Genomic DNA, 25950 nt, shown 5'->3' on the forward strand with positions numbered 1-25950 from the left:
AATGGTGGGTCCTCAGGGACTCGAACCCTGGACCAATTGATTAAGAGTCAACTGCTCTACCAACTGAGCTAAGGACCCGTCTTATCATATCGAGTTGAAGTGGTGGGTCGTGACGGATTCGAACCGTCGACCAACGGATTAAAAGTCCGCTGCTCTACCGACTGAGCTAACGACCCTTTTCATCAAGTCTTCAGCCTATTATAACAGGCTTTCAGAGTTACCTCGTCTCGACAGGTGCTATAATACAGTATTTAAAAATCAATGCAAGTATTAATTTTAAAATTTTACATTTTTTTTAGAATTTTAATGCTTTTTGACGATATTTTGTTCTTTTTGATTATTATTAAAACAACCATGAAATTCTTTATGTTTTCACACTGAATTTCATGCGTCTGAACCACGGGCATTTAAGCCCTCAGAACCCTTTCCATACTGACGCCTGGGATGCGCTCCCTGTTTATCTTTACCTCTTTTTACACCGGTCTCCGGAGCCTTAAGGCGCTTCTCCGGAACGTAACTGATGAGGATAAAAAAAGAGGTATGCACCCTGGTACATACCTCTTTAAAACACACACAAGTAATAATAATTATTTAATTGACTCTAATGCTCTCTGAGCCATCACGGCTTCAGTAGTGTTCGGATAACTCTTCATGACGAGCTGATAGAACTTTCTGGCCTTGGCGGTATCCTTTGTCGCCTGAGAAATCTGTCCCAGCTTGTAGATGGAATCAGCTCGCTTCTGCGAATCGGAATACTGTGTGACCTTCAGAAAATTCTGCTTGGCCTCGTCATAATGCTGCTGCTTGTAGGCCATCTGCCCCAGCCAGTAAAAACAGTTAGGCAGAAGCTTGGAGTTCGGATACTGCTCTATAAAATTACCGAAAGCAACCTTGGCCCCCGGAAAGTCATTGCTGCTGACCCTGGCAAATGCCAGATCATAGGCCTTCTGCTCATCCTGACTGGAAGATGGGGCCGCAGACTGCTTTTCCTGTGCTGCCGGAGCAGGAGCTTTTGAAGAAACGGCAGGAGCCGGTTTTTCGAAAGTCTGAACTCCGGTGGCCGGTCCCTGTACGGCATCAGCGGTAATGGCTGATCTGCCGGCAAGATCCGACACCTGCTTCTGCAGGGAATTAAACTGCATCTCGAACTGGTTAAGCTGATATTTCAGATCATCAACCTGTCCCTGAAGATCACGAATAACCTGTTCATTGGAGTCAATTCTGTTCTGCATGTCCAGGATGGCCGCATCACGGCTTCTCAGCTGCTGCTGGAGAAGCTCATAGCTGTCGGCGTACACGGTACCTGATGACAGCAGAACGGTTGCTATTAATAATTTCTTTAACATCTGTCTACTCGTCTAAAAAACAGCCAGACGGCATACTAAAACAATTAATATGAAATTACAGCTCTGCGGTTCTTGGACCAGGCGCTTTCACCGTGACCGAAGCTCTGAGGCTTTTCTTCACCGTAACTTACGATTGAAATCTGATCAGGGGTTACGCCGAGGTTAAGCAGGTAACGGGCAACTGAACGTGCACGACGTTCGCCGAGTGCGATATTGTATTCAGGAGTACCGCGTTCGTCGGTGTGACCTTCAATAATGATCTTGACTTCAGGAGCACTCATTAAGAATTCTGCATGAGCCTGAAGTAAAGATACGTAACGATCAGGGATATCATCTCTGTCGTAACCGAAGTAAATGGTACCGTCCTGCTTCAGAGCCTGAAGCTTGGCTCTCTGTACGTCGGTAAGATGCAGACCGTCATTGTATGAATCGTAGTTTTCACCAACGATAACCGCACCGTCTTCAAGGATACCGTCTTCACTGCCGGTACTGCCGCCATTTAACGGATCTTCTACCAGTGAACCTGCATCATCAGTGGTGGCACAACCGTTAAGTGCGGCAACAAACACACCGAGAAGTAAGCATTGAGCAAATTTTTTAAACATTTTTCACCTTCACATTAAATTACAAAAAACTGACATGTAGTTATTTATTTCTGTACGGAGACCATGCAGGCTGAGACATTTCCCCGCGACCTCTGTCCATGGACCATCTGCTTCTTCCGTCTGAAGAAACAATTACCAGACCCTTTCTGCCGCCGCTAACGGTACTGTACATAATCATATTACTGTTAGGTGCAACAGTCGGAGATTCATCAAGTCTGGTATTGCTGAGAGCATAGAATCCACCGCTGCTGTCCTGTCTGCTGATGGTAAATCCTGAGCTCTGGTTAATCATTACAAGTCCTGAACCGTCAGGCATTGCAGCAGGAGAAAGGTTCTTTACAGGCTGATGGGTAACCTTCTGCACCCCGCCGCTTCTCAGACTGTACTGGTAAATCTGAGCCTTTCCGCCTCTTTCAGAAACAAAATAAAGTTCATTGCCGGAAGCGCTCCACGCAGGTTCGGTATCAATTGCCGGATTGTTGGTTACTCTGGAAAGCTTTCTGCTGGCGATGTCAATTATGTATATTTCAGGATTGCCGTCCTTTGAAAGAACCACTGCAAGTTTTCTGCCGTCCGGAGACCATTTCGGATTACCGTTAAGACCGGGGAACGAAGTCAGCTTGGTACGGGCCTTGGTGGCAATGTCAATCACGAATATTTCAGCCTTTCTATTTTCAAAGGAAACATAGGCGAGCTTTCTGCCGTCAGGAGACCAGCTCGGACTCATCAGAGGCTGAGTTGATACAACCAGGCGGTTTTCATTGGCGCCGTCATAGTCTGAAATACAGAGTTCATAAGGATACTTGGAACCGAAAACGGTTCTGATGTAGGCAATCTTGGTAAGGAATGCTCCCTTTATGGAAGTCAGCTTTTCAAAAACCGCATTACTTATCATATGGGCATAGGTACGCATCTGCGCTGCGGGAACTTCCGCACGCATGTTGAGAACAGGTACCACCTTTGAACCGTTGAGGGTAACGGCGGTATAGCTTACCTGAAATCCCTTGGTCCCGGTTTTGATGTCACCGACCACTACAACTTCGGTACCGAGATCAAAATCTGATGTTCTGATGTCACCGTAGGCATGCGGATTGGCTCTCAGATTATTATTGGCTGTAGGCGCAAAAACACCGGTTCTTGACAGGTCATCATTGATAACCTTTGCCATGTTGACACTTACCATGTTCTGACCACCGAACGGTACGACGGTTATCTTTCTGCCTGAATCGATACCACCGGTAAGTTCAAGATTCAGTTCAGCATGAGCATTCATGCCGATACACAGGCATGCAGCTCCGATCAATTTACTCAAAAACTTCATTTTAGTCCTTTATCACCCGATATTTCTGATAATGGGTTATCAGCTCCTTTAGCAGCCGGTCGTTTTCCTTAAATTTATCCGGCTGTCTGATAAACGTATCTACTATACAAAATTATGGCCTTTCTGGCAAAAAATTAAACACTCGGAGTCAACTTCAGTTTAATTGAATGACAGTCCGCTGAAGGTGGTTTCGGCAGTGTTCCCAGAATCGTCACCGCTCTTATGGCAGCATCACAGACCCTCTTGTCACCGGTACAGCTCTGTGAGGTAATCTGGCCGTTATCATTAATCTTAAGCGTCAGAATACCCGTCTTTCCGTTCATGGATCTGTCTACGTTCCAGTATCTTCCGATTGTTTCCTTTACTGTCTGACCGTAAAGATAATTTTCACGATCCTTGGCGTTTCCGGCAGTACCGCCAGAAGTCACGTCATCGCTGCCGCCGTCTCCAAGCTCCTTGAACAGATCGTCTTCAGCCTGCTGAGCCTGTCTGCGGCTTCTTTCCTCTTCAGCCTTTCGTTTTGCTTCGGCTTCGGCCTTTTTCTTTGCTTCAGCTTCAGCTTTCTTTTTAGCTTCGGCCTCAGCTTTTTTCTTTTCCTCTTCGGCTTTCTTCCTGGCTTCTTCAGCCTTCTTCTTTTCTTCCTCGGCTTTCTTCTTCTTTTCTTCCTCGGCCTTCTTCTTTGCCTCGGCTTCCTTCTTCTTCTTTTCTTCCTCAGCCTTCTTCTTTGCCTCGGCTTCCTTTTTCTTCTTTTCTTCCTCAGCCTTCTTCTTTGCCTCGGCTTCCTTTTTCTTCTTTTCTTCCTCAGCCTTCTTCTTAGCCTCTTCTTCTTTCTTTTTCTTTTCCAGAGCAAGCTTCTTCTCGGCTTCTATACGCTTCTGTTCTTCAATCTTTTTCTGTTCTTCAGCCTTTTTCTGCTCTTCAGCCTTTTTCTGCTCTTCGATCTTCTTCTGTTCTTCAGCCTTTTTCTGCTCTTCGATCTTCTTCTGTTCTTCGGCCTTTTTCTGTTCCTCGATCTTCTTCTGCTCTTCCTGCTTTCTGAGATCGGCAATTCTCTTCTGCTCTTCAGCCTTCTTTCTTTCGGCTTCCTGCTGACGGCGGGCTTCCTCCTGCTTCATGGCCTCTTCAGCCCTGGAAGCGGCATTAGGACTGCCTCTTTTTCTTTTCGGAAGCTGGCTCGGATCAATGACAACGGCATGCATCAGCTGGGCTTCAGGCTTTTTCACATGGTCTTCGCATGAAATGCTGAAACCTGCAAAAAGCACCAAAAACAGTGTTACGTGCAGTAACACTGATATTACGGCGGCTGAAGTAAAATTTAATTTCACGTTCTTAACCTTAACTAGTTGCTGATTGGCTGGGTTACCAGACCGACACTCTCAACGCCGGCTCTCTTGAGTGCATTCATAAGCTGCACCACACTGTCATATGAAGCATGGGCATCCCCCTGAACCACCACCGGACTGCCCGGTCTGGTCATCAGATAATCTGAAACAATGGAAGTCAGCTCGTTCAGTTCACGTACTTCAATGTGTGAATCACCGAGATCCACGAAATAGCGTCCGTTAACGTCTGCAGTGCATACAATCGGGGTTTTGAGTTCTTCGCTCATCTGCTCTGATTCAGCCTGAGGCAAATCAACGGTAACCCCCTGCATTACTACCGGTGCGGTGGCTATGAAGATAACCAGAAGTACCATCATTACGTCAATGTAAGGCACAACATTTATTTCAGCTACCGGTCTGTTTTTTGCTCTGCTTCTTCTCACACCAGAATCCTCTTACTGCTGATTGTTAGCACTTGATGCCGTGTTTCTGTTCAGAATTGTGGAAAATTCATCAATGAAATTCAGATACTGATTCTCAAGTTTTTCAACCTTGGTTGCGTATCTGTTGTAGAAAAGTACTGCCGGAATAGCCGCAAAAAGACCCATTGCGGTAGCAATCAGAGCTTCAGCGATAGGCGGAGCAACCATGGCAAGAGTGGCGTTCTTAACAGCTGACAGTGCCACGAATGCACTCATAATTCCCCATACGGTACCGAACAGACCGATGTACGGACTGATTGAACCGATGGTTGCCAGGGTCGGCAGATGATTTTCCAGAGCTTCGATTTCTCTTGAGCAGGAAACCTTCATGGCTCTGTAGGTACCGTCCATAAGGGTATCCTTGTTCTTTACACCCTGTCTGTGCATGCGGGCGAATTCAGTGAAGCCTGCGGTAAAAATCTTTTCCATGGCGGAAAGAGACGTCTTGCTCTTGCAGTTCTGATACAGCTGGTTAAGGTCGATGTTGCCCCAGAACTCGTTCTCAAACTGAACGGCCATTCTGCTGCAGTACTTGAGATATCTGCCGCGCTGGATGATTACGGTCCAGCTCACCACGCTTAAAATCAGAAGAAAAAGCATAACGCCCTGAACCAGAGGGCTGGCATCAATAATAAGCTGGGTAATTGATAAATCACCGTTTGCCACCTGAGGTGCCGGAGTTTCCGTAACTACTTGTTCAATCGCATTCACTTAAAAAAACCTCTTTAATATCCTGAGGAATGACTGACGGGCGCTTTCTGTTCACGTCAACGCAGGCTATCTTGGTGACGGCCCTGATGTAAACATTGCCCTCTTCATCAGTAATTTCCTGTGCAAAAACCGCCGATGCGGATTTTACTTCCTTTATGGTACTGCTGACCAGAAGCAGATCGTCCAGTTTTGCCGAACGCTTGAAATCCACCTGCATGCTGGCCACCACGAAACCGAATCCCTTTTCCAGCAGTTCACTCTGCTTTACGCCGTGAGCCCTGAGCCACTCGGTTCGCGCCCTCTCCAGGAACTTTACGTAGTTCGCATTATACACTACTCCGCCTGCATCTGTATCCTCATAATAGACTCTGACGCTAAAAAAGAATTTATCACTCATTCTCAGGCATCTCCATATCAAAATAATCGTAGCTTTCCCTGGTTGCCATACGGCCTCTAGGAGTTCGCTGAATATAACCTTCCTGCATCATGTACGGTTCGAGAACATCCTCAATGGTATCGCGATCCTCACCGAGAATGGCGGCCAGGGTGTCAACACCTACCGGACCGCCGTTGAATCTTTCTATAATGGTTCTGAGATAACGTCTGTCCAGATCATCAAAACCGCAGTCATCAATCTTTAACATTTCCAGAGAATAGGCAGCGACCTCTCTGTTGATTACGCCGTTGTTCTTGACGTCGGCATAATCACGCACGCGGCGGAGCAGACGGTTGGCTATTCTCGGGGTTCCCCTGCTTCTGCAGGCGATTTCCCTAGCTCCGGCTGTTTCAAGATTGAGTCCGAGAACCGCTGCGGAGCGCTTCACGATGGAGGTAAGATCAGCTACATTATAGTACTGCAGACGGTGTACGATACCGAAACGGTCATGCAGAGGTGAAGTCAGAGACCCTGCCTTGGTGGTGGCGCCTATAAGCGTAAAAGGAGCGATGTCCAGCTTGATTGAGGCTGCTGACGGACCTTCACCGATGATAATGTCGGCCTGATAGTCTTCCATCACTGGATAGAGAAATTCCTCGATAATCGGATTGAGACGGTGAATTTCATCGATAAACAGCACGTCATTCGGCTCAAGCTTGGTAAGAAGAGCCGCAAGATCCGCCTTCTTTTCCAGAACCGGACCGGAGGTTTCAATAATGTTGACGCCCATTTCGTTCGCAATGATTTTGGCGATGGTAGTCTTGCCGAGTCCAGGCGGTCCGAAAATCAGCACATGATCCAGAGGTTCGCGACGTTTTCTGGCGGCGGCAATGGAAATCTCCAGCTGCTGTCTCATGTCATGCTGTCCCACGTAGTCACTGAGTTTTTTTGGTCTCAGAGCCCTGTCCACGCTCTCCTCTTCCCTGCTCTGGGTTGAGGAACTTAAAACTCTGTCTGGTTCAATACTCATTGGATGAAAAATCTCCGCTCTTTATATCCGAACCGGCACCTGTGCTTCCGCATCATCAGCAATACCGGAGGTATCATTATGATGCCCGGCGTCTGCGGGTACCCGTTCCTGAATTCTTTCATCAGGCATCTTCCGCCTGACTGTTCACTAATTTAAATTACGCTTAAGGCTGCTATACTATATGCTCTTGAGGGCAACCTTTATGACATCCTGAACGCTCATGCCGTCACGGTAGAGCTTATGCACTGAGGAAGCCGCCTGGGTCGGCTTGTAGCCGAGTGCCACCAGAGCCTGAACCGCCTGACTTTCCACGTCAGAATCAATGACAACGCCGGTATCTTCGGCAGGAAGTTCAGGATCCCTTGCGGAACTTTCAATACTGCCGGCATCATTAATCTTCCAGCTGCTTACCCTGTCCTTTATTTCAATTACCAGACGTTCAGCCGTCTTTTTGCCGATACCCGGAACCTTGACAATGGAATTGATGCTGTCATTCTTGACGGCGTTGACGAACTGCCCCGGATTAAAGGAAGACAGAATCGCCAGAGCAATCTTCGGTCCGATGCCGCTGACCTTGATAAGCTCCTTGAACAGCACCTTGGCCTCCCTGCTGGTAAAACCGAAAAGAAGCTGCGCATCCTCTCTTACCACAAAGCAGGTGTAAACAAATACCTCACCGCCGATTTCAGGCAGATTATAGAAACTGCTCATAGGCATGGACAGTTCGTATCCCACCCCGTTAACCTCAATCAGTACGTCAGGGGCGTTCTTTTCAATCAACTTACCGCGTAATGAACCAATCATGTCTGAAACTCCTCGGAAATAATACAGTCTGACTCCGGTCCGCCTTTAATCATAAACTGTCCGCCACCCGTATCCACCGTCCGTAATACAGTGCCGTCACATGAGACGTGAACGGATGCGGGAACTTTCATGTCCGACTGCCGTTTTGTCTAAAATTCTGTTAATTTTTGCTTTTTTAGGTACGGGTGTCAAGACTGCAGACCGAAGGCAGTGACATCGTGCGTTATAAATGATAATACATCGACACTGTTATGTACAAATATTTTATAAATGTATCTGTCAGATTTTTTATACCTGATATAAATTTCATCCGTCAGGGAACTGATTAAACGGCGACCGGACGATGACTGCCTTCCTGTTCACCATGGATTACGATTGAATGTTCAGATGAATTTTCCGCAGTTTCCGAAATTCCGGTAAATTTTTCCTGATTTTCACCGGTAATCGCATAAAACGAATTTTGCGGATGAAAATCACCTGAAAAAGAGAGAGCTCAGGCTGCTCTCCTCCTTAACATAATCCACATGACAATGCGGATATACGGCGATTTTAACGCCTCAGAACACCGATTCTGATGAGGAATAAAACGTACGCTGATTATTCCGGGAGCCGACATGAAATTGCTACCAAAACTTATTTTTCAAGCTCCGGCCAGTAAAAAACATTAGACAAAACGGAATTATAGTGTTAAATTTGCACCAGTTTTCAAACAGGATTTTTTGATTTTCAGAAAATACTGACAGATATATACAATATTTTCCCAAGTAATCTCTTTAATAAATTTCTTAAGAATACCCTTTGGTCATGTAATGTGTCTGTTGTGTATTGTTTGAATTCATTAATTTCATGAAAACCGTCGCATGATTTACCGTCCAGCGCGGTTACGCGTGCGAGAGCAGGATTGTCGTTTTTACTTCAGTTTTAACGTATTTCATATTTAACTGTAAAGACACATTTTAATAACTTCTACTAATCTAAAATTCTATGAATTTATCAGATCTAAAAAAAATACAAACCGCTGATTTAATCAGTATGGGTGAAGAAATGGGGTTGGAAAACCTCGGCCGTCAGTCAAGAAAAGACATTATCTATAACATTCTCAGAGCCAAGGCTAAAAGTGGTGAAGACATTTTCGGTGAAGGCGTTCTGCAGATTATCGATGGCGAAAAAGGCGGATACGGCTTTTTAAGAGATGCCGAATGTTCATATCAGCCAAGCCCTATTGATATCTACGTATCACAGAGCCAGATCAGAAAATCAAACCTCCGTAACGGTGACACCGTATTCGGCAAGATCAAGCCTCCAAAGGCTGATAATGAAAAGTACTTCGCACTTCTTCGCGCAGACACCATCAACCACGAGGATCCTGCCGTAAACAAGCACAAGATTCTCTTCGAAAATCTTACTCCTATTCATCCTAATGAAAGACTTAGATTAGAAAGAGGCAACGGATCTACCGAAGACATCACCGCCAGAGTAATCGATCTGGTTTCTCCTATCGGTAAAGGTCAGCGCGGACTTATCGTAGCTCCTCCTAAAGCCGGTAAGACCATGATTCTTCAGAATATTGCGCAGAGCATTCACGCCAACAATCCTGAATGCGACCTGATTGTTCTCCTCATCGACGAACGTCCTGAAGAAGTAACCGAAATGCAGCGCATGGTACAGGGTGAAGTATTCGCCTCAACCTTCGATGAAGATCCCAAGAGACACGTACAGGTTGCCGAAATGGTAATCGAAAAGGCCAAGCGTCTGGTTGAACACAAGCATGACGTTGTTATCCTGCTGGACTCCATTACCCGTCTGGCACGTGCCTACAACATCACCAAGGAATCATCAGGCCGCGTGCTGACCGGTGGTGTGGATGCAGGTGCGTTACAGGGACCTAAGGCTCTGTTCGGTGCAGCCCGTAACATTGAAGAAGGCGGTTCACTCACCATTATCGGTACCGCTCTTATTGAAACCGGTTCAAAGATGGATGACGTAATCTACGAAGAATTCAAGGGTACCGGTAACATGGAACTTCACCTGGTGCGCAAGCTTGCTGAAAAGCGTATCTTCCCTGCAATCAGCGTGAACCGTTCAAGTACCCGTCATGACGAACTTCTGACCTCTCAGGACGAACTGGCAAAGATGTGGATTATCCGCAAGTTCATCAATGCCATGAATTCATCTGACGAAGACGAATCAAAGGGTGCAGAATTCCTGATTCAGCATCTGTCAATGACCAAGACCAATGAAGAATTCTTCGAATCAATGAAGAAGTAGTTTCAGGTTTTCGGACAATCGCATCCCGGTTGTCAGCAGAAGGAAGAGGCCTCAGGCCTCTTCCTTTTTTATATGCCGTCTAATCCGCCTGATGATGACGGAGCCATTCCTTAAGCGGCGGAAAAATTCTGATGTCACATTCATCCCATGCAAGCTTTTCCAGTTCAGCCGGTGTGCGCCAGTCCGCATCTGAATGCTCACTGCTCCACGGTGTTTTACCGTCAGTTATTCTGCATACAAAAACGTGCAGTATGATTCTGAAATCACTGTAGTCATGTACGATGACGCCGAGCTTGTTCAGAATTTCCGCCCTGACGTGCAGCTCTTCATTCAGTTCCCTCACCACGCACTGCTCCGCGGTCTCACCCTTTTCTATCTTTCCTCCCGGAAATTCCCATTTACCCGCCATGGACATTCCCGGCTTTCTCCTGCCGCAGAAGAAACGTCCGTTCTGATAAAGAATTCCGGTGGTAACCTCCAGCTCTTTAAGAGGCTCCCGATGTTCAGTGTTTCCGGCACCTTCGAAAGATACGTTTTCGTCCATGGTCTTCAGACTGTTAGTCATGGTTGCAATCCTGTTTTCATGATAAAATACGACAAGTTTTTCATGTACGGCATTTTACCCTTTTCACGGGCTCATTGCCTCAGTAAATACCGTTTTATGCCGAAATCGGCTGTACGGAACATGAATCGGAACGCTGTCAGTATCCGTTCCGTTTTCCCGGCCGTGCCTGAACCGATAAGTCGAATTTCAAACCTAAGAACAGTCTATGCTGAACATTATAGATATCAATCTGGAAATGACCGGTGCCGGTCACAAAAAAAACATCAAGGATATCAGTGGCTGCGCCTCATCTCTGATTATCGCCAGACTCAGTGAAAATCAGGATATCAACGTGCTGGTGGTAACCAGAAACGTTCAGGAGGCCGCCTCACTGGAACAGGAGCTCATTTATCTCATAGGCAGGGACAGGGTGTGGTTTTTCCCGGATCCAGAAACCCTTCCGTATGACAGCTTCTCCCCGCACAAGGACATAATCTCCAGAAGACTGGAAATCATGTATCAGCTGACCTGCCGCAAGGGGCTTGTGGTGCTGGTAAACATCAATACCCTTATGGGAAAACTCCCTCCGGTTGATTTCATTGTCAGGGAATCATTCCTGATGAAGACCGGAGACAGAGTTGACATTCCGGCACTCAAGGAACGTCTCATCAATGCCGGCTACTATGCCGTTCAGCAGGTTCTGGAACACGGAGAATTCACCACCAGAGGTTCAATAATCGACCTGTATCCGATGGGAAGCAATCATCCATACCGCATAGACTTCTTTGACGACGAAATAGATTCCATCAGTATTTTTGACATAGAAACCCAGAGATCCGTTAAAACAGTTCCTGAAATCAAACTGCTCCCGGCTCATGAATTTCCGTTTGACGAGGATTCGATTTCCCTGTTCCGCGTCAGATACCGCGAGCAGTTCAGCACCTCCACCCTGCCTGACCACCTGATATATCAGAGTGTGTCAAAACACAGCATTCCGTCAGGTATTGAATACTATATGCCCCTGTTTTTCAAAGAGGAACCGGCCAGCCTGTTCGACTATCTGCAGGATAACGTCAGACTGGTACTGATGGAGGATCTGACTCCTGCGGCCGAGAGCTTCTATAAGGACATTCAGGATCGTGCCGGCAGATACCTTGGCAATCCTGAGCATCCGAGTCTGAAACCGGAAATGCTCTTCTACGATCTGAACACTCTGAGATCCCTTGCCAACAGATACGACACATACAGGCTGTTCACCAGCAATGATGAAGCGCCCCGCAATGCCATGAACGCGGGAACATCACATCTTCCTCCGATTGCGCTGAACCAGGCTCTTGAAGAACCGTTCGAGCCGTTCCTGAGCTTTATCGAAAACTTCAGGGGAAGAATCCTGCTCACTGTGGAAACCGAAGGCAGAAAATCCATTATCTATGACCTGCTGCATGAAAAAATCAGATATGCGGAAGTCGAATCCCTGCAGGATTTCATCAACGGAAGTGAACGCTTTGCCGTAACCATCGCTCCGATAAATTCCGGCGCAGTGCTTAACAGAAATCTGGCGGTGATTACCGAAAACGAACTTCTGGGCACCACCTCCGTAACCCATCGCCGTCATGCAAAGCGCAACCGCAACTTCAATCAGGATGCCGTCATCAAAAATCTGGCCGAACTCAAGATTGGAGACCGAGTGGTACACGAGCAGTACGGCATCGGTGCCTATGACGGTCTGCAGGTGCTTACCATTGACGGCGTAAAAACTGAATTCGTTGCCCTCAATTACGCCAATGACGCCAGAATGTACATTCCCATAACCTCACTGTACCTGCTGTCACGCTACAGCGGACCTGAGGAAACCAAACTCACCAGACTCGGAACCGACGCCTGGAAAAAGGCAAGGGACAGGGCAGCCTCCAAAATCAGGGATGTGGCCGCATCACTGCTGGATATATACGCCAGACGCAGACTCAAAAAGGGTATTCAGTATCCTGTCAACAAGAGTGAATATGCCGATTTTGCCGCAGGCTTCAAATTCCAGCCGACAGACGATCAGCAAAGAGCCATTGATGCCGTGCTTGAAGACATGAGCAGCGACAAACCGATGGATCGACTTATCTGCGGCGACGTGGGATTCGGTAAAACCGAAGTTGCCATGAGAGCAGCCTTCATTGCGGCTTCCGCCGGAAAGCAGGTGGTCATTCTGGTACCTACCACCCTGCTTGCGGATCAGCACTATGAAAGTTTCCGTGACAGATTTGCAAGAACCCCGCTGGTTATTGAATGCCTCAGCCGTTTCAACTCCGCCAAAACCGAAAAGGACATTCTCGGCAGAATTGCCGAAGGCAAGGTCGACATCATCATCGGTACCCACAAGCTTCTCGGCAAGGGAATCAGATATAAGGATCTCGGTCTGCTGATTATCGACGAGGAACATCGTTTCGGCGTAAGTCAGAAGGAAAAGATCAAATCGCTCAGAGCCGAAGTGGACATTCTGACAATGACCGCCACTCCGATTCCGCGCACCCTGAATCTTTCCCTGAACGGCATCAGGGATCTGTCAATTATCGCCACGCCTCCTGCCAGAAGACTCGCGGTAAAAACCTTCGTTCACGAAAACAGCGACACCATCGTCAGGGAAGCAATATCCCGAGAGCTCAAGCGCGGCGGTCAGTGCTACTATCTGCATAATGACGTGAAAAGCATCAACATCACCGCCGAAAGACTCGCCGGACTTCTGCCTGAAGCAAGAATCGCCGTGGCGCATGCGCAGATGCATCAGCATGAGCTCAGCAGAATCATGCATGATTTCTACCGTCAGCGCATTAACGTGCTGGTGTGCTCCACCATTATCGAAACAGGTCTTGACGTACCTACCGCCAACACCATCATTATCGAGGGTGCCGACCACTTCGGTCTTGCCCAGCTGCATCAGCTGAGAGGACGTGTCGGCCGTTCACACCATCAGGCCTACGCATACCTGCTTACCCCGCCTGCCGGTTCTCTGTCAAACGATGCCCGCAAGCGTCTTGAAGCAATAGCCTCACTGGAAGAACTTGGTTCAGGATTCATTCTGGCAAATCAGGATCTGGAAATACGCGGTGCAGGTGAAATTCTCGGCGATGAACAGTCAGGTCAGATTGAAGGCATTGGCTTCAATCTCTACATGGACATGCTGGATGCCGCGGTTGAACAGATGAAGGAAGGAAAGGAACCTACTCTTGAAAACATGAGTCATCACGAGGTCAGCATAGAACTGCACATTCCGGTACTGTTCCCTGAAAACTACATCTACGACATCGGCAACAGACTTCAGCTCTACAAGCGACTGTCATCCTGCAGGGACAGCAGTGAAATCGATGAGATTCAGGCTGAGATAGTCGACCGTTTCGGAGCTCTGCGACCTGAAGCCAGAAACGTAATAACCATTAATAAATTAAAGCTCTTATCACAGAAATTAGGCATAAAGTCCATCGAAATGAACAGCAAATACGGTTCAATAGAATTTGGTGATAAAATACATGTGAATTTTGATTATCTGAGATCCCTGGTTCTCGAACGCAGCAATGAATTCCGTCTTGACGGAACCTCCAGACTGCGCATAGTTGAAAGCAGCCCGGAGGCTGACAGGAGAATACAGCAAATACAGAACATACTAACTGAAATGGATACCCACTATGAAAAATAAACTGCTGAAAATGGCAGGTCTCGTACTTATCGCAACACTGCCGTTCAATTATGTTAATGCAGCGGAAGCAGACAAGACTCCTGCCGCAGCCCAGAAGACTGCTCAGGCAAAGAAGAAATCCGCAAGCAGTACTTCCATCGCTGAAAAGAACTGTATGGCACTGGTCGGATTAAGACTTGGAGATACCTACAGAAAAAAGGTTACCGATCGTCACGAAGGCAAAAACAAGGACGGCAATGTCACCTATTCCTTCGTGGGTACCGCTGAAAGTCTTGATGATAATCTCTCATTTGTCTGCAAGCTGGAATTTGTCAATGAAAAATACAACATTACCGAATTCTCACTCATGAGGGTTGTTCCGCAGGACAGCGTAAACTTTGATGAGAACTCCGACAATCCTCCTACCACAAACAGCGGAATGATGAAACCACTGCAGGACGGCGGTGCTTCTCAGAAATAACACACTGAAAATAAAGAGGAGGCATATCCTCTTTATTTTTTTATATTACTTCCCTGTACGTTTAAACATCTCCGGATTCTTTTCATATTCATCATTTTTTATCCGCCAGAAATTCTTCAAAACTGAAGGTCATATGGTTCCGTTCCGCATACGACAGAAGCATTAAAAACCGTCAGAACTCAGGCTCAGGCAACATATTGCAGCTGCAAATCGTTTAAATGTCTGTTCATCAGAAAATTCCGGATAACACAGAACTGTTTCAGACAGAAAAATAATACAGGAATGAAATTCTGAACTGTTTCATCAATTAATAATCCGTATGCTATAAATTATAGGTTCATCTCACAATAAGCCGTTCGGAAAGATCCAAAAAAAACCGAGACTGCCCTCACGGCAGTTTCGGTTTTTTCATCAAAGAGTAAGTAAGAGTTACGTAAATTAACCTAAAGAAGCGGCTACTTCGTCACTCATAACACCATTGTGATAAACTTCCTGAACATCATCGAGATCTTCGAGGTAGTCAACCAGCTTCATGAAGGTTTCGGCATGATCCATGTCCACGTCGGCTTCAGTAGAAGCAACCATGGTTACCTGAGCGTTTGAGTGCTTGAGACCTGCTGCTTCAACGGCGTCGAGTACGGCACCGAAGCTTTCGGGAGTGGTATTGATTTCGATTGAACCGTCATCATTGGTGATAACGTCATCAGCACCTGCTTCAAGAGCGATTTCCATGATCTGATCTTCATCGCCTTCATCAAAAGTGATGATACCCTTCTTGGTGAAGAGATAAGCTACTGAACCGCTGGTACCGAGGTTGCCGCCGAACTTGGTGAAGCCGTGACGAACGTCTGATACGGTACGGTTGCGGTTATCAGTCATGCATTCAACCATGAATGCACTGCCGCACGGACCGTAACCTTCATAAACGATGGTTTCGAGTTCAACACCGTCACCGCCGCCGGTACCGCGTTCAATTGCTCTGTTTACGGTATCACGAGTCATGTTCTGTGATAATGCGCTTGCAACAGCAGCACGTAAACGAGGGTTTGCATTCTGGTCACCGCCGCCGATACGAGCAGCAGTGGTAATTTCACGAATCAGCTTGGTAAATACCTTACCGCGCTTGGCATCCTGAGCGGCTTTACGGAAACGTATATTAGCCCATTTACTATGACCTGACATTTAAATTTCTCCTGAATATTTGATAATACGAACCTTTAAAAAATCAGGGGATTAACACTTAAAGGTCCGCCGACTAATTAAAAACTGTTATTCATCCTTAACGGCAATTGACAGTTCGTTAAGAGCATCTGCAGAAGCGAAGCTTGGAGCATCAGTCATCAGACATGCTGCAGCAGTGGTCTTAGGGAATGCAATTACGTCACGGATATTATCGGTACCGGTAATCAGCATGGTTAAACGGTCAAGACCGAAGGCAAGACCTGCATGAGGAGGAGTACCGAACCTGAGTGCATCGAGCAGGAAGCCGAACTTTTCCTTCTGTTCCTTTTCATTGATGCCGAGAACTGAGAATACGGCCTGCTGCATTTCATTCCTGTGAATACGTACTGAACCGCCGCCTACTTCGTAACCGTTGATTACCATATCGTATGCATCAGCGTAAACTGAGTAAGGATCGTTCTTAAGATCATCAGGATTGGTGGTCTTAGGAGCGGTGAACGGATGATGCATTGCTGCAATTGAACCGTCCTGATTCTTTTCAAACATAGGGAAGTCAACAACCCACAATGCCCTGAAGCCTTCACCTACGAGACCTAAATCTCTGGCAGCCTTGAGTCTTAAGGCGCCGATGGCGGTTGAAACAACCAGACCGTCACTGTCGGCACCGAAGAAGATGATGTCTCCTGCCGCTGCGCCGGTTCTTGAAAGAATACCGTTTACGATATCGTCACTGAGGAACTTGGCGATTGGAGACTGAACACCTGCAACACCTGCGTTTACGGCGTTAACCTTCATCCATGCAAGACCCTTTGCACCGAAGAGAGCAACATGCTTGGTGTATTCATCGATAACCTTTCTGGTGGTCTTTTCGGCACCGCCCTGCATGCAGAGAGCAACAACTCTACCCTTAGGTGAGTTTGCAGGACCATTGAATACTGAGAATTCGCAGTCCTTAACCAGATCGGCGATATCAACCATTTCAGCCTTGATGCGGAGATCAGGCTTGTCTGAACCGTACTTTCTCATGGCCTCGTCCCAGGTCATTACCGGGAACTTGCCTAAATCAACGTTAAGAATCTTCTTCCACAGACCGGTAATCATTTCTTCCATGATTTCCTGAACGTCTCTGGCGGTCATGAATGAGGTTTCCACATCGATCTGAGTGAATTCAGGCTGACGGTCGGCTCTCAGGTCTTCATCGCGGAAGCACTTTACAATCTGATAGTATCTGTCAAAGCCTGACATCATCAGCAGCTGCTTGAAGAGCTGAGGAGACTGCGGCAGAGCGTAGAACTTGCCGTGATGAATACGGCTTGGAACCAGATAGTCTCGGGCGCCTTCAGGGGTAGCCTTGGTGAGCATCGGAGTTTCAACATCCAGGAAGTTGTGGCTGTCCAGGAAGTTTCTTACATAACTAGTGATGCTTGCACGGATCTTGAAGCGTTCAAGCATTTCAGGACGTCTTAAATCAATGTATCTGTACTTGAGACGGAGCTCTTCGGCATTTTCCTGATTGAAATCAAGAGGAAGCGCATCTGAACGGTTGATGATTTCAAGTTCAGTTGCCATTACTTCAACCTTACCGGTCTTCATACCTGCATTAATCTGATTATCAGGTCTTGCCTTGACAATACCGGTAACCTTGATGCAGCACTCATTACGGAGTGTGGAAGCAAGCTCGTGTGATTCTTTCTGGTCCGGATCGAAATAAACCTGAACGATACCGGCTCTGTCACGCATATCGATAAAAATAAGGCCACCTAAATCTCTGCGGCGATTAACCCAGCCACAAAGTACAACCTTCTGCTCCAGCTGAGACTCACTCACGTCACCGCAATAAATTGAGCGCATAGACATAAAAATACCTCTTTCTCCCTTCCCTTCATTCAGACGGAAAGGTATACACAATTGGATTTCGGGAATAAAAAATAAAAGATCGGCGTATTATACAACAATCCGTCAGGATCTTACACATTTTTAACAGCGCTGATTGATTTAAAATTTTATCCTCTGCCGGAAAAAGCCCGACACCGGACTGACTGGCGTTCGGGAATGTACGCTGAAACGCGTTGTTCAGGGACGGACAGTCTCCGCATGTACGCTGTCAGCCGTAAACGCTGCAATCATCATGCCGAATCAGTTCCGCCGGAAATCCGGTCCTTCATGCTGCGGCCCGCGGCGGTCGCGTCGATTATCCGTGAAAAAACGCACGTTCCTGCAGTCTTCACGTTTTGTCCAGTCCAAAAAACATATAATCTATAAAATATAAAGACGCCGCGCACGGATTATCCGCCGAAATGCGAATGATGTCAGCCTGCGGCGTGCGGAAACATTCCCGTTTCCGGCCGTATTAACCATCAGACAGGAAAGCTGCACCATGAACTTTCTCAAACCAGAATTATTAACACTGCCGGCGGTCTCAGTCCTGATACTGTCCGCCGTTTCCGGCTGTGCCGTGATGTCCGAGGATGAATGCAGGACTGCCGACTGGCACGAACAGGGATACGCTGACGGAACAAACGGTAAATCCTCATCATTGTTTGAGGAATACGTTTCAGCATGTCAGCAGTATGTTTTTGTGGACAGATCAGCCTACTTCCGGGGCAGAAGGGACGGCGCCGAGGTTTTCTGCAATCCTTCAAAAGCCTACGACATGGGTCTTAGAGGAGAAGAACTTACTGACATCTGCAACGGCACGCGTAACGAACACCGGTTCAGAGAGAAATACGAAAGAGGATATGCCGTATACGACATGGATCGCCAGATAAGGGAAATCGACGACGCTCTGAATGAAATCGACGGATATCTGCGAAGCGGCGACTTCAGGGGACGCATATACGATGAACTCAGCAGTGACTACCGTTACCTGGAACAGCTGCGATACAGCGCCGAATCAGACTACAACCGTCTGAGAAACTCCGAAGGCCGTTCCGCACACGTAAGAAACTACCGCAGTGAAATGGAAAAAATGCCGTACTACAGATCCTATACCGAAGCCAGAACCGTTAAGGAAAATCTGCAGAGAGCCAATGAGGAACTGGACAGAATCAGATACGACATCGAGTCGGTCAGCAGAAAGATGGACAGAACCGAAAGCCAGTCCGAATTTCAGAAATACAAGCGTGAGCGTGACTGTCTGAGAGACGAGGAACGAAAGCTGAGACGCGAGATTGACAGGTATCTGGACTCCTCAAATCCTGAATACTACAGGAGCTTCAGTTCAGACAGGCACCGCTGTCACCGCTAAAGCATTTTTCCGGAGTAATCACTGCGGAAATTCAAAAAACCAAAAACGCTGCCGTATGTCATAATGAACTCCGTTTCCGTTCATCGTAACCTAAAAATTAGATAACCATTACTCAATCTAGATTTTTTAAAAAATATATTTGATTTTTTAGCTGATATTTCTTTGATTTATCAGCATTTTTTATTGCTTTTGTATTGAGTATTGAGTATATATTATAATATAACATATACTCAATACAGGAATTGCAATATGGCATTAAAAGCGTCAGAAGAAGTTAAAACAAGAATTGTTCAACAAAAGCAGAAGAACGGTGATATCTATGTTATCGAGCGCAAGACCAAATATGATTCTGTCAAAAAGTTTAATGTTGTACTATCAAGTAAAATTTTAGGAAAAATTCCTAAAGGTGAAAAAGAAATGGTTCTGACGCGCCCTAAACGTCCAAACGGAACAAAAGTATTAAATTCAAAGGAACAACAATCTGAGATAACTGTCTCCAGACGGAAGGTGGGTATGATGGATATCATCGATCACATAGGCAAGATCTCGGGAATTGATGATGCAATTTATGCCAACACCGACAAAGGGACAGCGCAGAAGATAATCTCTCTTGCAAGATACCTGCTTGCTACGGATGGACAGAGTCTGCCGGGAATAACTTCATGGCAGTACTCTCATCCGCTTCCCTATGATGAAGGACTTTCTGAGAGTATATACCACAACCTTTTTACAGACGTAGGACGTAATGAATCCCTGATGCAGAGTTTCTTTGCATCCAGGATTGAAAAGGCTGGAGATACTGCACTGCTGGCATATGATTCCACCACGATATCGACATATTCAAAGCAAATATCGGAAGCAAGATTTGGATTCAACAAGGCTCATGACGGTCTTCCAACAGTAAAGCTCCTGTCACTGTATTCAGTTGAAACCAGACAGCCTGTCGTATTTACCAGACAGCAGGGAAATCAACCGGATGTAATCACTATAGAAAATGCGTTAAAACAGCTTCAGGTCTTAGGTGTTAAAAAGGCTGAAATAGTAACTGATAACGGATACTATTCTGAGAAGAATCTTGCCGAAATGCTCCATGCCCGCTTTGACTTTATAACACTGGTCAAAATTGGCATCAGCTGGGTAAAAAAAGAACTTGAAAACAGATTTAACGAGTTCAGCAGCACAGGCAGTGCCTGTCCTTTTGACACCAATACCCATGGTGTTTCAGTAATGCTTAAACACGAGTTTACGAGACAAAGAAAGTATGCGAGCATGAAGAAGGGACTTGCAGGTGGAACACAGGAATCATTCGAGCGCAGAATCTATCTGCATCTATACTTTAACCCGTTCCGCAAGGTGGAACAGGATTCCACATTTGACAAAGACATGTTTGAACTTAAGTATCTAGTCGAAAAAGGAACGGCAGAGGAAGAGCTCTCACCAGGGGCTATTGAAAAAATAAACAAATACCTCAATATTAACCGTCGGGGAAAAGCTGTCAATGTAACATTCAATGAGAAAACAATAGCTGATGCCAAGAAGTATCACGGATACTTTGCTCTTGTATCCAACTGTGAAAAGGATCCGTTTGAATGTCTTAGCAAGTACCGCAGACGTGAAACCATAGAACAGTTTTTTGAAGCAGGTAAACAGAAAACAGATGGTACCCGCACAAGAGTATGGTCGAGCGAAAGTCTTATGGGCAGAATGTTTGTGCAGTTTGTAGCTCTGTGCTATTACGAATATTTAAGCGAACAGCTTCGCCAGATAAAACTCAAACTTGAGGAAGATATAACAGCAGAAAAGGATTTGGCGGAGACAAGAAAGAACAAAAAGAAGCTATTGTCTTGGATGAACAACACTCCTGTTTACCTGACATTGCAATGGTTTGATGCAGTTGAAGAAATTAAGGTCTCTGCCAAGCTTCGTTCAAGGAGATGGTCAACAGAGATAACTGAAAGAGACCGGATCCTGATCAATTATCTAGGCATGAAATTTTGAGTACTGATTATCCAACTTTTAGGATCGTAACGTACGGCATAATTTTCTCTGATTCTCTGCTGAAATTTCAGTTCAGAAACATCATTCAGCCTTTGAAAACCTTGCCAATACGAACCCCCGTTTTTTTTGACAAAAAACGAAAACGCTTTTTTCAAACAGATGTCTCAAATCAATTTAAAGCTTTAGGCATTTACCTCACATTAGGTTTAAAATATAATTGCTTTAAATATATAAGGTTCATGTTTAGCACAAATAATAATCAGACAAGATATCCAGAGGAGCAAACCTGAGCCGGTACACGTGATTTATGGTGTACAATATACGATGAAGTCATAACAATAATAATATAACGTTTATAAACAACTCCCGTCAGAGGGGGCAGATCAAATCAGATGTGATGCATAGCAGCTGTTATCGTGCTGCACCACTGGTTAAAACCTACGGAATGATTGCACATAGTATTTTTACCGCGGGGACTGAGAGACATTAACGGACTGACCGAATCAGCAGTTCTGTATACGTGACTGTCTCACGGCAGAGGAAACATGGAAAACTTCCGGCATTCCGGAACATCTCAAAGTGCCGTTTTAACCTTTTTTAGTGTTGTTTTTATCAATTTAAGATAATAAGTTAGCAAAAGTGTCATTATATTTACGCAGAGCATTAGAGCAGGCTTATCTGCAGAATTTAAAGAATAGGGAAATCCAGACAATCGCAGTCTCCCACAACAATCAGGCTGAGATTCGCAACGATTTCAATATTCTGTGTGAGAAGAAGGGTATCAGCAATCCCATAAGGATTCAGCTGACACCTGAAGATTACTTTGCGCCTTTATCCCCTATTCTCTATCTGATCAACGAACTGCTGTTCAGACACAATATTGAACTTACCCAGGTTTCCAGACTGCTGAAATTAGGCAAATACGAATCCAACATGCTTAATTCCATGCTGCAGAACCGTTTTGACATCAAAGAATACTACATGCCTTCTGATCTCGAATACATCAAGCTGAGAATCAGAAAGCACATCCAGACCCTGCTGCACCATCTGCTGAGCGGTCCGGATCCTATCCCCGTATGCATCTGCAATCTTCAGTATGCCGGTCCGAGCTCAATCAAGTTTCTGATTGACATTCTCAAGACCAACACCGGAGACTCCACCTACATTTATTCAATCAGGGAACAGTCTCTCAATGAAATGCAGAAGAAGGCAATCAAGCTTCGTGAAGATCAGCAGCGCCGACGTTCTCTCAACATTTTTTCAGCATACAACAACGAGGATGATGATGAACAGGAACTTCTGAACACTCCAAACTGCATACTGCTTTTAGGGTTCAATTCAGAAAATCTGCTCAATGCCACCACTCCCGCCAAATGGCTGGAAATGGAAGGTGAAATCGAACGTTTCTTTGCTCTCATCCGTCCTTCTGATCCAGATTACAGGGGCAACAGTACGGACAACCAGTGGCCTAAGCTCAAGTATCAGGCAAAGCCTATCCTTACCTTCGAGGATGCGGTTGAACGCTGCGGCATACTCTTCAACTACCTCTGCTATGACGAGGTTATTGAAATCGCCAACTCCCTGATACAGGAAATAAGATTCAGCAAAGACAAGAAATTCAAGAACGAAGAACTCATCTACCACCTGCTGGGCCGAGCCAGACTGTACAAGCATGAATACGAAGACGCGCTCATCGCCTTCGACCTCATGTACGAAAAGGCTCAGTACAACAACAATACGGATGACGCCTGCAATTCCTACATCGAGCTGGCATACACCCACATTTTCAGATCAGACTTCGAATCTGTACTGCATTTCGCGGAGATGGCTGCTCATCTCGGTGAAATCAGTATGAACATGCGTCTGGTGGTTATTTCAAACTTCTGTCTCTTCGTAGCCTACGATCGTGCCGGTATCAAGTACGGATATCACAATATCTGTACCCTTATCGACAATCTGGAAAAATACGATCTGATAAAGGAAGAAGTTTATGTTCTGCGCAACATCTTCGCTCAGGTAAGCTTTGATCCTCAGAACCTCAACATGAATATCGCCCTGGAAATGTGCAACAAGGCCATTACCCTGGCAAACAGAGCAGGCATCAAGCACGAAATAGCGGCAGCCAACCACTGTAAAGGCGTGGTTCTGTTCAATCTCGGCAGATACCCTGACGCCCTGCATGCCTACAGACTGTCTGAAGATCAGTACTATCAGATTGAAGTACCGGTAGAGCTCACTCACGTGTACAACTCCATCGGTTTCGTACTCAATGAAACCGAGGACTACCCTAAGGCACATGAGTACTACATGAAGGCTCTGCGCAACTCAATCAACCTGAACGACTACTCAGAAATCACCATTACCATATACAACATTTCTCAGCTGTACATGCTGAGCGGTCTGTTCAAGGAAGCGCTGTCAACTCTGGATATTCTGCAGGAAATCCTTTCAATTCTGAAGACAACCAGACTGCCGTTCCACAACATTCACCACATATATCTGTCCAAGGCTCTGGTATACACCTACCTTGACAAGATAAATCTGGCTGAACAGATGCTCAGAAGAAGCGCCAACATCAGCAATGACATTCCGCTTATCGGCAGCGAGCTGTTCCTGTACAACCTGATTCAGACCATTGTTCACGTAAAGAACAAGCAGAAGCAGCAGGCTCTGGATCTGTTTGCCCAGATTCGCAACTTCCAGAAGCTCGGAACGCTTACTCCGAAAGAAAACATCCTGTTCTACATGACTGCCCTGAAGATATTCAGTGAATACAAGGATTATGAATCCAGATTCAAGTATCTGAAGGAAGGCTATTCATATGCCATAAAGAACCAGCTGTTCAACAGCCAGAAGCTTATCATCAACTGCTGGAAGCTGAACTTCAAGCCTTATGAAGGCTACTCGGTAATCGAAGTTCCAATGAACGAACTCAACCAGATTATTCAGCTGGTAAGACAGGAACACAAGGTTAACACCCTGTGGAAACAGGTTCATGAAATGCGCCTCATCTCAATGCTGCACAACTTCAGTCTTAGCGTTGATTCCTACAATCAACTGGCTGCGGAAACCCTGCGTCTGCTGTCGTCACACTTCAATATCAACGGCGGCATGATTTACTTCGTATCCCAGGAAAACAGGACCTCTTCCCTGATACAGGAGTTCAATTCATCCAAGATTCAGCCGAACTTCTCATTCAAGAAGATTGAGAAATTCATAAATTCCCATATAACCAAGGAATTTACCGAGCTGACGGATATCACCATCGGACCGGACAAGGTACACAGGGTAATGATATTCCCTCTGGTTGACCGTACCGAAGTATTCGGTCAGATGCTGCTGTTCAGTTTCGACAAGGCCTTAAGAAGCAATTACGAAGAGGAACATGATTCAATCACCATGATTTCACAGCAGCTGTCAAGTCAGCTCACCATGATTCTGCAGCGTAACGAGCTTATCAAGGTCAGCACCACCGATATGCTTACCGGTCTGTACAACCGTATGGAATTCAACCGTATAATCACCAAGCTTATTGCTGATTTACCTGCTGACCGCAACATATCCCTGGGCTTTATCGACCTGGATAACTTCAAGTACTACAACGATAATCTTGGACATGAAATCGGTGATAAGCTGCTGGTATGGTTTGCCGATCTTCTCAACAGTCTCAAGGGGCCTAACGACATTGTATGCCGCTGGGGCGGTGACGAATTCCTGTTCCTGATGAAGGACTGCGATGCCGACGAGGCTGAACAGCGTATGACCGTTGTACTCAACAGTCTGAAGAAAAAACTCGGTTACAAGAAGGAAATCGAAGAGTTCCTGCATACAACCGTGAACAATCTTCCTGAACGCTACTATCTGTCATGCTCTATCGGCGTAATGGACAGCAACAGTCTGCCTAAACCGTTTACCGAATCGGATCTGCTCACCAGTGCCGACGCGGCTCTGTACGAAGTAAAACGTACCGGAAAGGGAAAGGTTCTGAACTTCAAAAACATGACTCACGAAGCCGACGGCATGATAATGGAATCCAACAGATAAGCGGATTCACCATTCGGAACTTAACCTTAAAACCTGTTCCCGCATGGGAACGGGTTTTTATTTTTCAGGAGAACTACTGCTCCCTGCCTTCTTCAGCCCAGGCCATAAAAAAGCCCGGCATCAGAACTGATTGATACCGGGCTTCATTAAGGATTATCGGAATACCTTAGGTTCCGTTATTCCCGAGTTTGATACCAAATCGTTAAAGACCTCTTGAAAAAAGAGGTTTTTCTTTAAATATTTATGTTGTGTATACGTAATGTATATAATATAATATTCTTGAGATTGTTTTTTGATTTTCAAGGAGTCCAGAAATGTTTGTTCGCAGAATTAAAAGAGCCAATGGACAGGTAAGCATTGTTCTGGTTGAAGGCTATCGTGAAAACGGCAAAGTTAAGCAGAGAACAGTTGAATATCTTGGGACAGAATCAGAACTGACAAAGAACGATCCGGATGCGGTTAACAAACTTATTGAAAAATATAGAAATGAGCAGAATAAAAAAGAAGCTTTCATTAAATTAACCATCA

19 protein-coding genes and 2 tRNA genes are annotated in these 25950 nt (G+C 45.9%); 7 read left to right on the top strand and 14 right to left on the bottom strand.

What is annotated here, in order from left to right; translation table 11 throughout:
- Positions 1-2 precede the first annotated feature (2 nt).
- The 11 genes from T489_RS0112720 to ruvA form a co-directional block, all read right to left on the bottom strand.
- A tRNA-Lys gene (locus tag T489_RS0112720) sits at positions 3-78 on the bottom strand.
- 22 nt (positions 79-100) lie between these two features.
- Positions 101-176, bottom strand: a tRNA-Lys gene (locus T489_RS0112725).
- A 411-nt stretch (positions 177-587) separates the two neighbouring features.
- Positions 588-1346 carry a tol-pal system protein YbgF gene (gene ybgF, locus T489_RS14515; RefSeq protein ID WP_051622156.1) on the bottom strand — a complete coding sequence of 253 codons (759 nt, stop codon included), beginning with the start codon at positions 1344-1346 and terminating at the stop codon, positions 588-590.
- A gap of 44 nt (positions 1347-1390) precedes the next feature.
- Complete coding sequence (pal, locus tag T489_RS0112740) at positions 1391-1951, bottom strand: peptidoglycan-associated lipoprotein Pal (protein WP_031580380.1); 561 nt, start codon at positions 1949-1951, stop codon at positions 1391-1393.
- 40 nt (positions 1952-1991) lie between these two features.
- Positions 1992-3263 carry a Tol-Pal system beta propeller repeat protein TolB gene (gene tolB / locus T489_RS0112745; RefSeq protein ID WP_232218332.1) on the bottom strand — a complete coding sequence of 424 codons (1272 nt, stop codon included), beginning with the start codon at positions 3261-3263 and terminating at the stop codon, positions 1992-1994.
- Positions 3264-3406: 143 nt separating this feature from the next.
- On the bottom strand, positions 3407-4597 hold the full coding sequence (gene tolA / locus T489_RS0112750) for a cell envelope integrity protein TolA (RefSeq protein WP_051622158.1): 1191 nt from the start codon (positions 4595-4597) through the stop codon (positions 3407-3409).
- 14 nt (positions 4598-4611) lie between these two features.
- A complete protein-coding gene (locus T489_RS0112755; RefSeq protein ID WP_369791984.1) occupies positions 4612-4971 on the bottom strand; it encodes a biopolymer transporter ExbD in 360 nt (119 codons plus the stop codon).
- A 78-nt stretch (positions 4972-5049) separates the two neighbouring features.
- The gene (gene tolQ, locus T489_RS0112760; RefSeq protein ID WP_031580384.1) at positions 5050-5742 is read right to left on the bottom strand and encodes a protein TolQ; all 693 of its coding nucleotides are present in this window, start codon (positions 5740-5742) and stop codon (positions 5050-5052) included.
- A 31-nt stretch (positions 5743-5773) separates the two neighbouring features.
- The gene (gene ybgC / locus T489_RS0112765) at positions 5774-6184 is read right to left on the bottom strand and encodes a tol-pal system-associated acyl-CoA thioesterase (protein ID WP_031580385.1); all 411 of its coding nucleotides are present in this window, start codon (positions 6182-6184) and stop codon (positions 5774-5776) included.
- Positions 6177-7193: a Holliday junction branch migration DNA helicase RuvB gene (ruvB, locus tag T489_RS0112770; protein WP_031580386.1), complete on the bottom strand. Its 1017-nt coding sequence runs from the start codon at positions 7191-7193 to the stop codon at positions 6177-6179. Before ruvB ends, ybgC begins: the two co-directional genes overlap by 8 nt.
- Before the next feature lie 177 nt (positions 7194-7370).
- Positions 7371-7997 carry a Holliday junction branch migration protein RuvA gene (gene ruvA, locus T489_RS0112780; protein WP_031580387.1) on the bottom strand — a complete coding sequence of 209 codons (627 nt, stop codon included), beginning with the start codon at positions 7995-7997 and terminating at the stop codon, positions 7371-7373.
- Positions 7998-8981: 984 nt separating this feature from the next.
- Here ruvA and rho point away from each other — a divergent pair.
- On the top strand, positions 8982-10265 hold the full coding sequence (rho, locus tag T489_RS0112790) for a transcription termination factor Rho (protein WP_031580389.1): 1284 nt from the start codon (positions 8982-8984) through the stop codon (positions 10263-10265).
- Positions 10266-10344: 79 nt separating this feature from the next.
- Here the strand turns inward: rho and T489_RS0112795 are convergent, their stop codons facing one another.
- Positions 10345-10830, bottom strand: coding sequence for a (deoxy)nucleoside triphosphate pyrophosphohydrolase (locus T489_RS0112795; RefSeq protein ID WP_051622160.1), 486 nt, complete (start codon positions 10828-10830; stop codon positions 10345-10347).
- Positions 10831-11035: 205 nt separating this feature from the next.
- Between T489_RS0112795 and mfd the strand changes: the two genes are divergently transcribed.
- Together mfd and T489_RS0112805 are read left to right on the top strand one after the other, a co-directional pair.
- Positions 11036-14491, top strand: coding sequence for a transcription-repair coupling factor (gene mfd, locus T489_RS0112800; RefSeq protein WP_037320208.1), 3456 nt, complete (start codon positions 11036-11038; stop codon positions 14489-14491).
- Positions 14481-14951, top strand: a complete 471-nt coding sequence (locus tag T489_RS0112805) for a hypothetical protein (protein ID WP_031580392.1) — start codon at positions 14481-14483, stop codon at positions 14949-14951. The genes mfd and T489_RS0112805 overlap by 11 nt, the downstream gene beginning before the upstream one ends.
- Positions 14952-15389: 438 nt before the next feature.
- On the opposite strand, the gene T489_RS0112810 is transcribed toward T489_RS0112805, so the two are convergent.
- Together T489_RS0112810 and aspS are read right to left on the bottom strand one after the other, a co-directional pair.
- The gene (locus tag T489_RS0112810) at positions 15390-16133 is read right to left on the bottom strand and encodes a YebC/PmpR family DNA-binding transcriptional regulator (protein WP_031580393.1); all 744 of its coding nucleotides are present in this window, start codon (positions 16131-16133) and stop codon (positions 15390-15392) included.
- An 87-nt stretch (positions 16134-16220) separates the two neighbouring features.
- Positions 16221-17984 carry an aspartate--tRNA ligase gene (gene aspS, locus T489_RS0112815; RefSeq protein WP_031580394.1) on the bottom strand — a complete coding sequence of 588 codons (1764 nt, stop codon included), beginning with the start codon at positions 17982-17984 and terminating at the stop codon, positions 16221-16223.
- 526 nt (positions 17985-18510) lie between these two features.
- On the opposite strand from aspS, the gene T489_RS0112820 reads away from it, so the two are divergent.
- The 4 genes from T489_RS0112820 to T489_RS0112840 all read left to right on the top strand — a co-directional run.
- Positions 18511-19380: a DUF2799 domain-containing protein gene (locus tag T489_RS0112820; RefSeq protein WP_031580396.1), complete on the top strand. Its 870-nt coding sequence runs from the start codon at positions 18511-18513 to the stop codon at positions 19378-19380.
- A 249-nt stretch (positions 19381-19629) separates the two neighbouring features.
- Complete coding sequence (locus T489_RS0112825; protein ID WP_031580397.1) at positions 19630-21378, top strand: IS1634 family transposase; 1749 nt, start codon at positions 19630-19632, stop codon at positions 21376-21378.
- A 639-nt stretch (positions 21379-22017) separates the two neighbouring features.
- Positions 22018-25422 carry a GGDEF domain-containing protein gene (locus tag T489_RS14520; protein WP_031580399.1) on the top strand — a complete coding sequence of 1135 codons (3405 nt, stop codon included), beginning with the start codon at positions 22018-22020 and terminating at the stop codon, positions 25420-25422.
- Between the two features lie 314 nt (positions 25423-25736).
- A partial coding sequence (locus tag T489_RS0112840; RefSeq protein WP_031580400.1) for a hypothetical protein occupies positions 25737-25950 on the top strand: 214 nt, incomplete at its 3' end.

This window comes from Ruminobacter sp. RM87 (genome assembly GCF_000701925.1).
In the GTDB taxonomy this organism is placed as follows: domain Bacteria; phylum Pseudomonadota; class Gammaproteobacteria; order Enterobacterales; family Succinivibrionaceae; genus Ruminobacter; species Ruminobacter amylophilus.

Coding starts and splice junctions, on each gene's coding strand:
- ybgF (WP_051622156.1), bottom strand. CDS start 1,346: ATGTTAAAGAAATTATTAATAGCAACCGTTCTGCTGTCATCAGGTACC.
- pal (WP_031580380.1), bottom strand. CDS start 1,951: ATGTTTAAAAAATTTGCTCAATGCTTACTTCTCGGTGTGTTTGTTGCC.
- T489_RS0112755 (WP_369791984.1), bottom strand. CDS start 4,971: ATGATGGTACTTCTGGTTATCTTCATAGCCACCGCACCGGTAGTAATG.
- ybgC (WP_031580385.1), bottom strand. CDS start 6,184: ATGAGTGATAAATTCTTTTTTAGCGTCAGAGTCTATTATGAGGATACA.
- ruvB (WP_031580386.1), bottom strand. CDS start 7,193: ATGAGTATTGAACCAGACAGAGTTTTAAGTTCCTCAACCCAGAGCAGG.
- ruvA (WP_031580387.1), bottom strand. CDS start 7,997: ATGATTGGTTCATTACGCGGTAAGTTGATTGAAAAGAACGCCCCTGAC.
- rho (WP_031580389.1), top strand. CDS start 8,982: ATGAATTTATCAGATCTAAAAAAAATACAAACCGCTGATTTAATCAGT.
- T489_RS0112795 (WP_051622160.1), bottom strand. CDS start 10,830: ATGACTAACAGTCTGAAGACCATGGACGAAAACGTATCTTTCGAAGGT.
- mfd (WP_037320208.1), top strand. CDS start 11,036: ATGCTGAACATTATAGATATCAATCTGGAAATGACCGGTGCCGGTCAC.
- T489_RS0112805 (WP_031580392.1), top strand. CDS start 14,481: ATGAAAAATAAACTGCTGAAAATGGCAGGTCTCGTACTTATCGCAACA.
- T489_RS0112810 (WP_031580393.1), bottom strand. CDS start 16,133: ATGTCAGGTCATAGTAAATGGGCTAATATACGTTTCCGTAAAGCCGCT.
- aspS (WP_031580394.1), bottom strand. CDS start 17,984: ATGCGCTCAATTTATTGCGGTGACGTGAGTGAGTCTCAGCTGGAGCAG.
- T489_RS0112820 (WP_031580396.1), top strand. CDS start 18,511: ATGAACTTTCTCAAACCAGAATTATTAACACTGCCGGCGGTCTCAGTC.
- T489_RS0112825 (WP_031580397.1), top strand. CDS start 19,630: ATGGCATTAAAAGCGTCAGAAGAAGTTAAAACAAGAATTGTTCAACAA.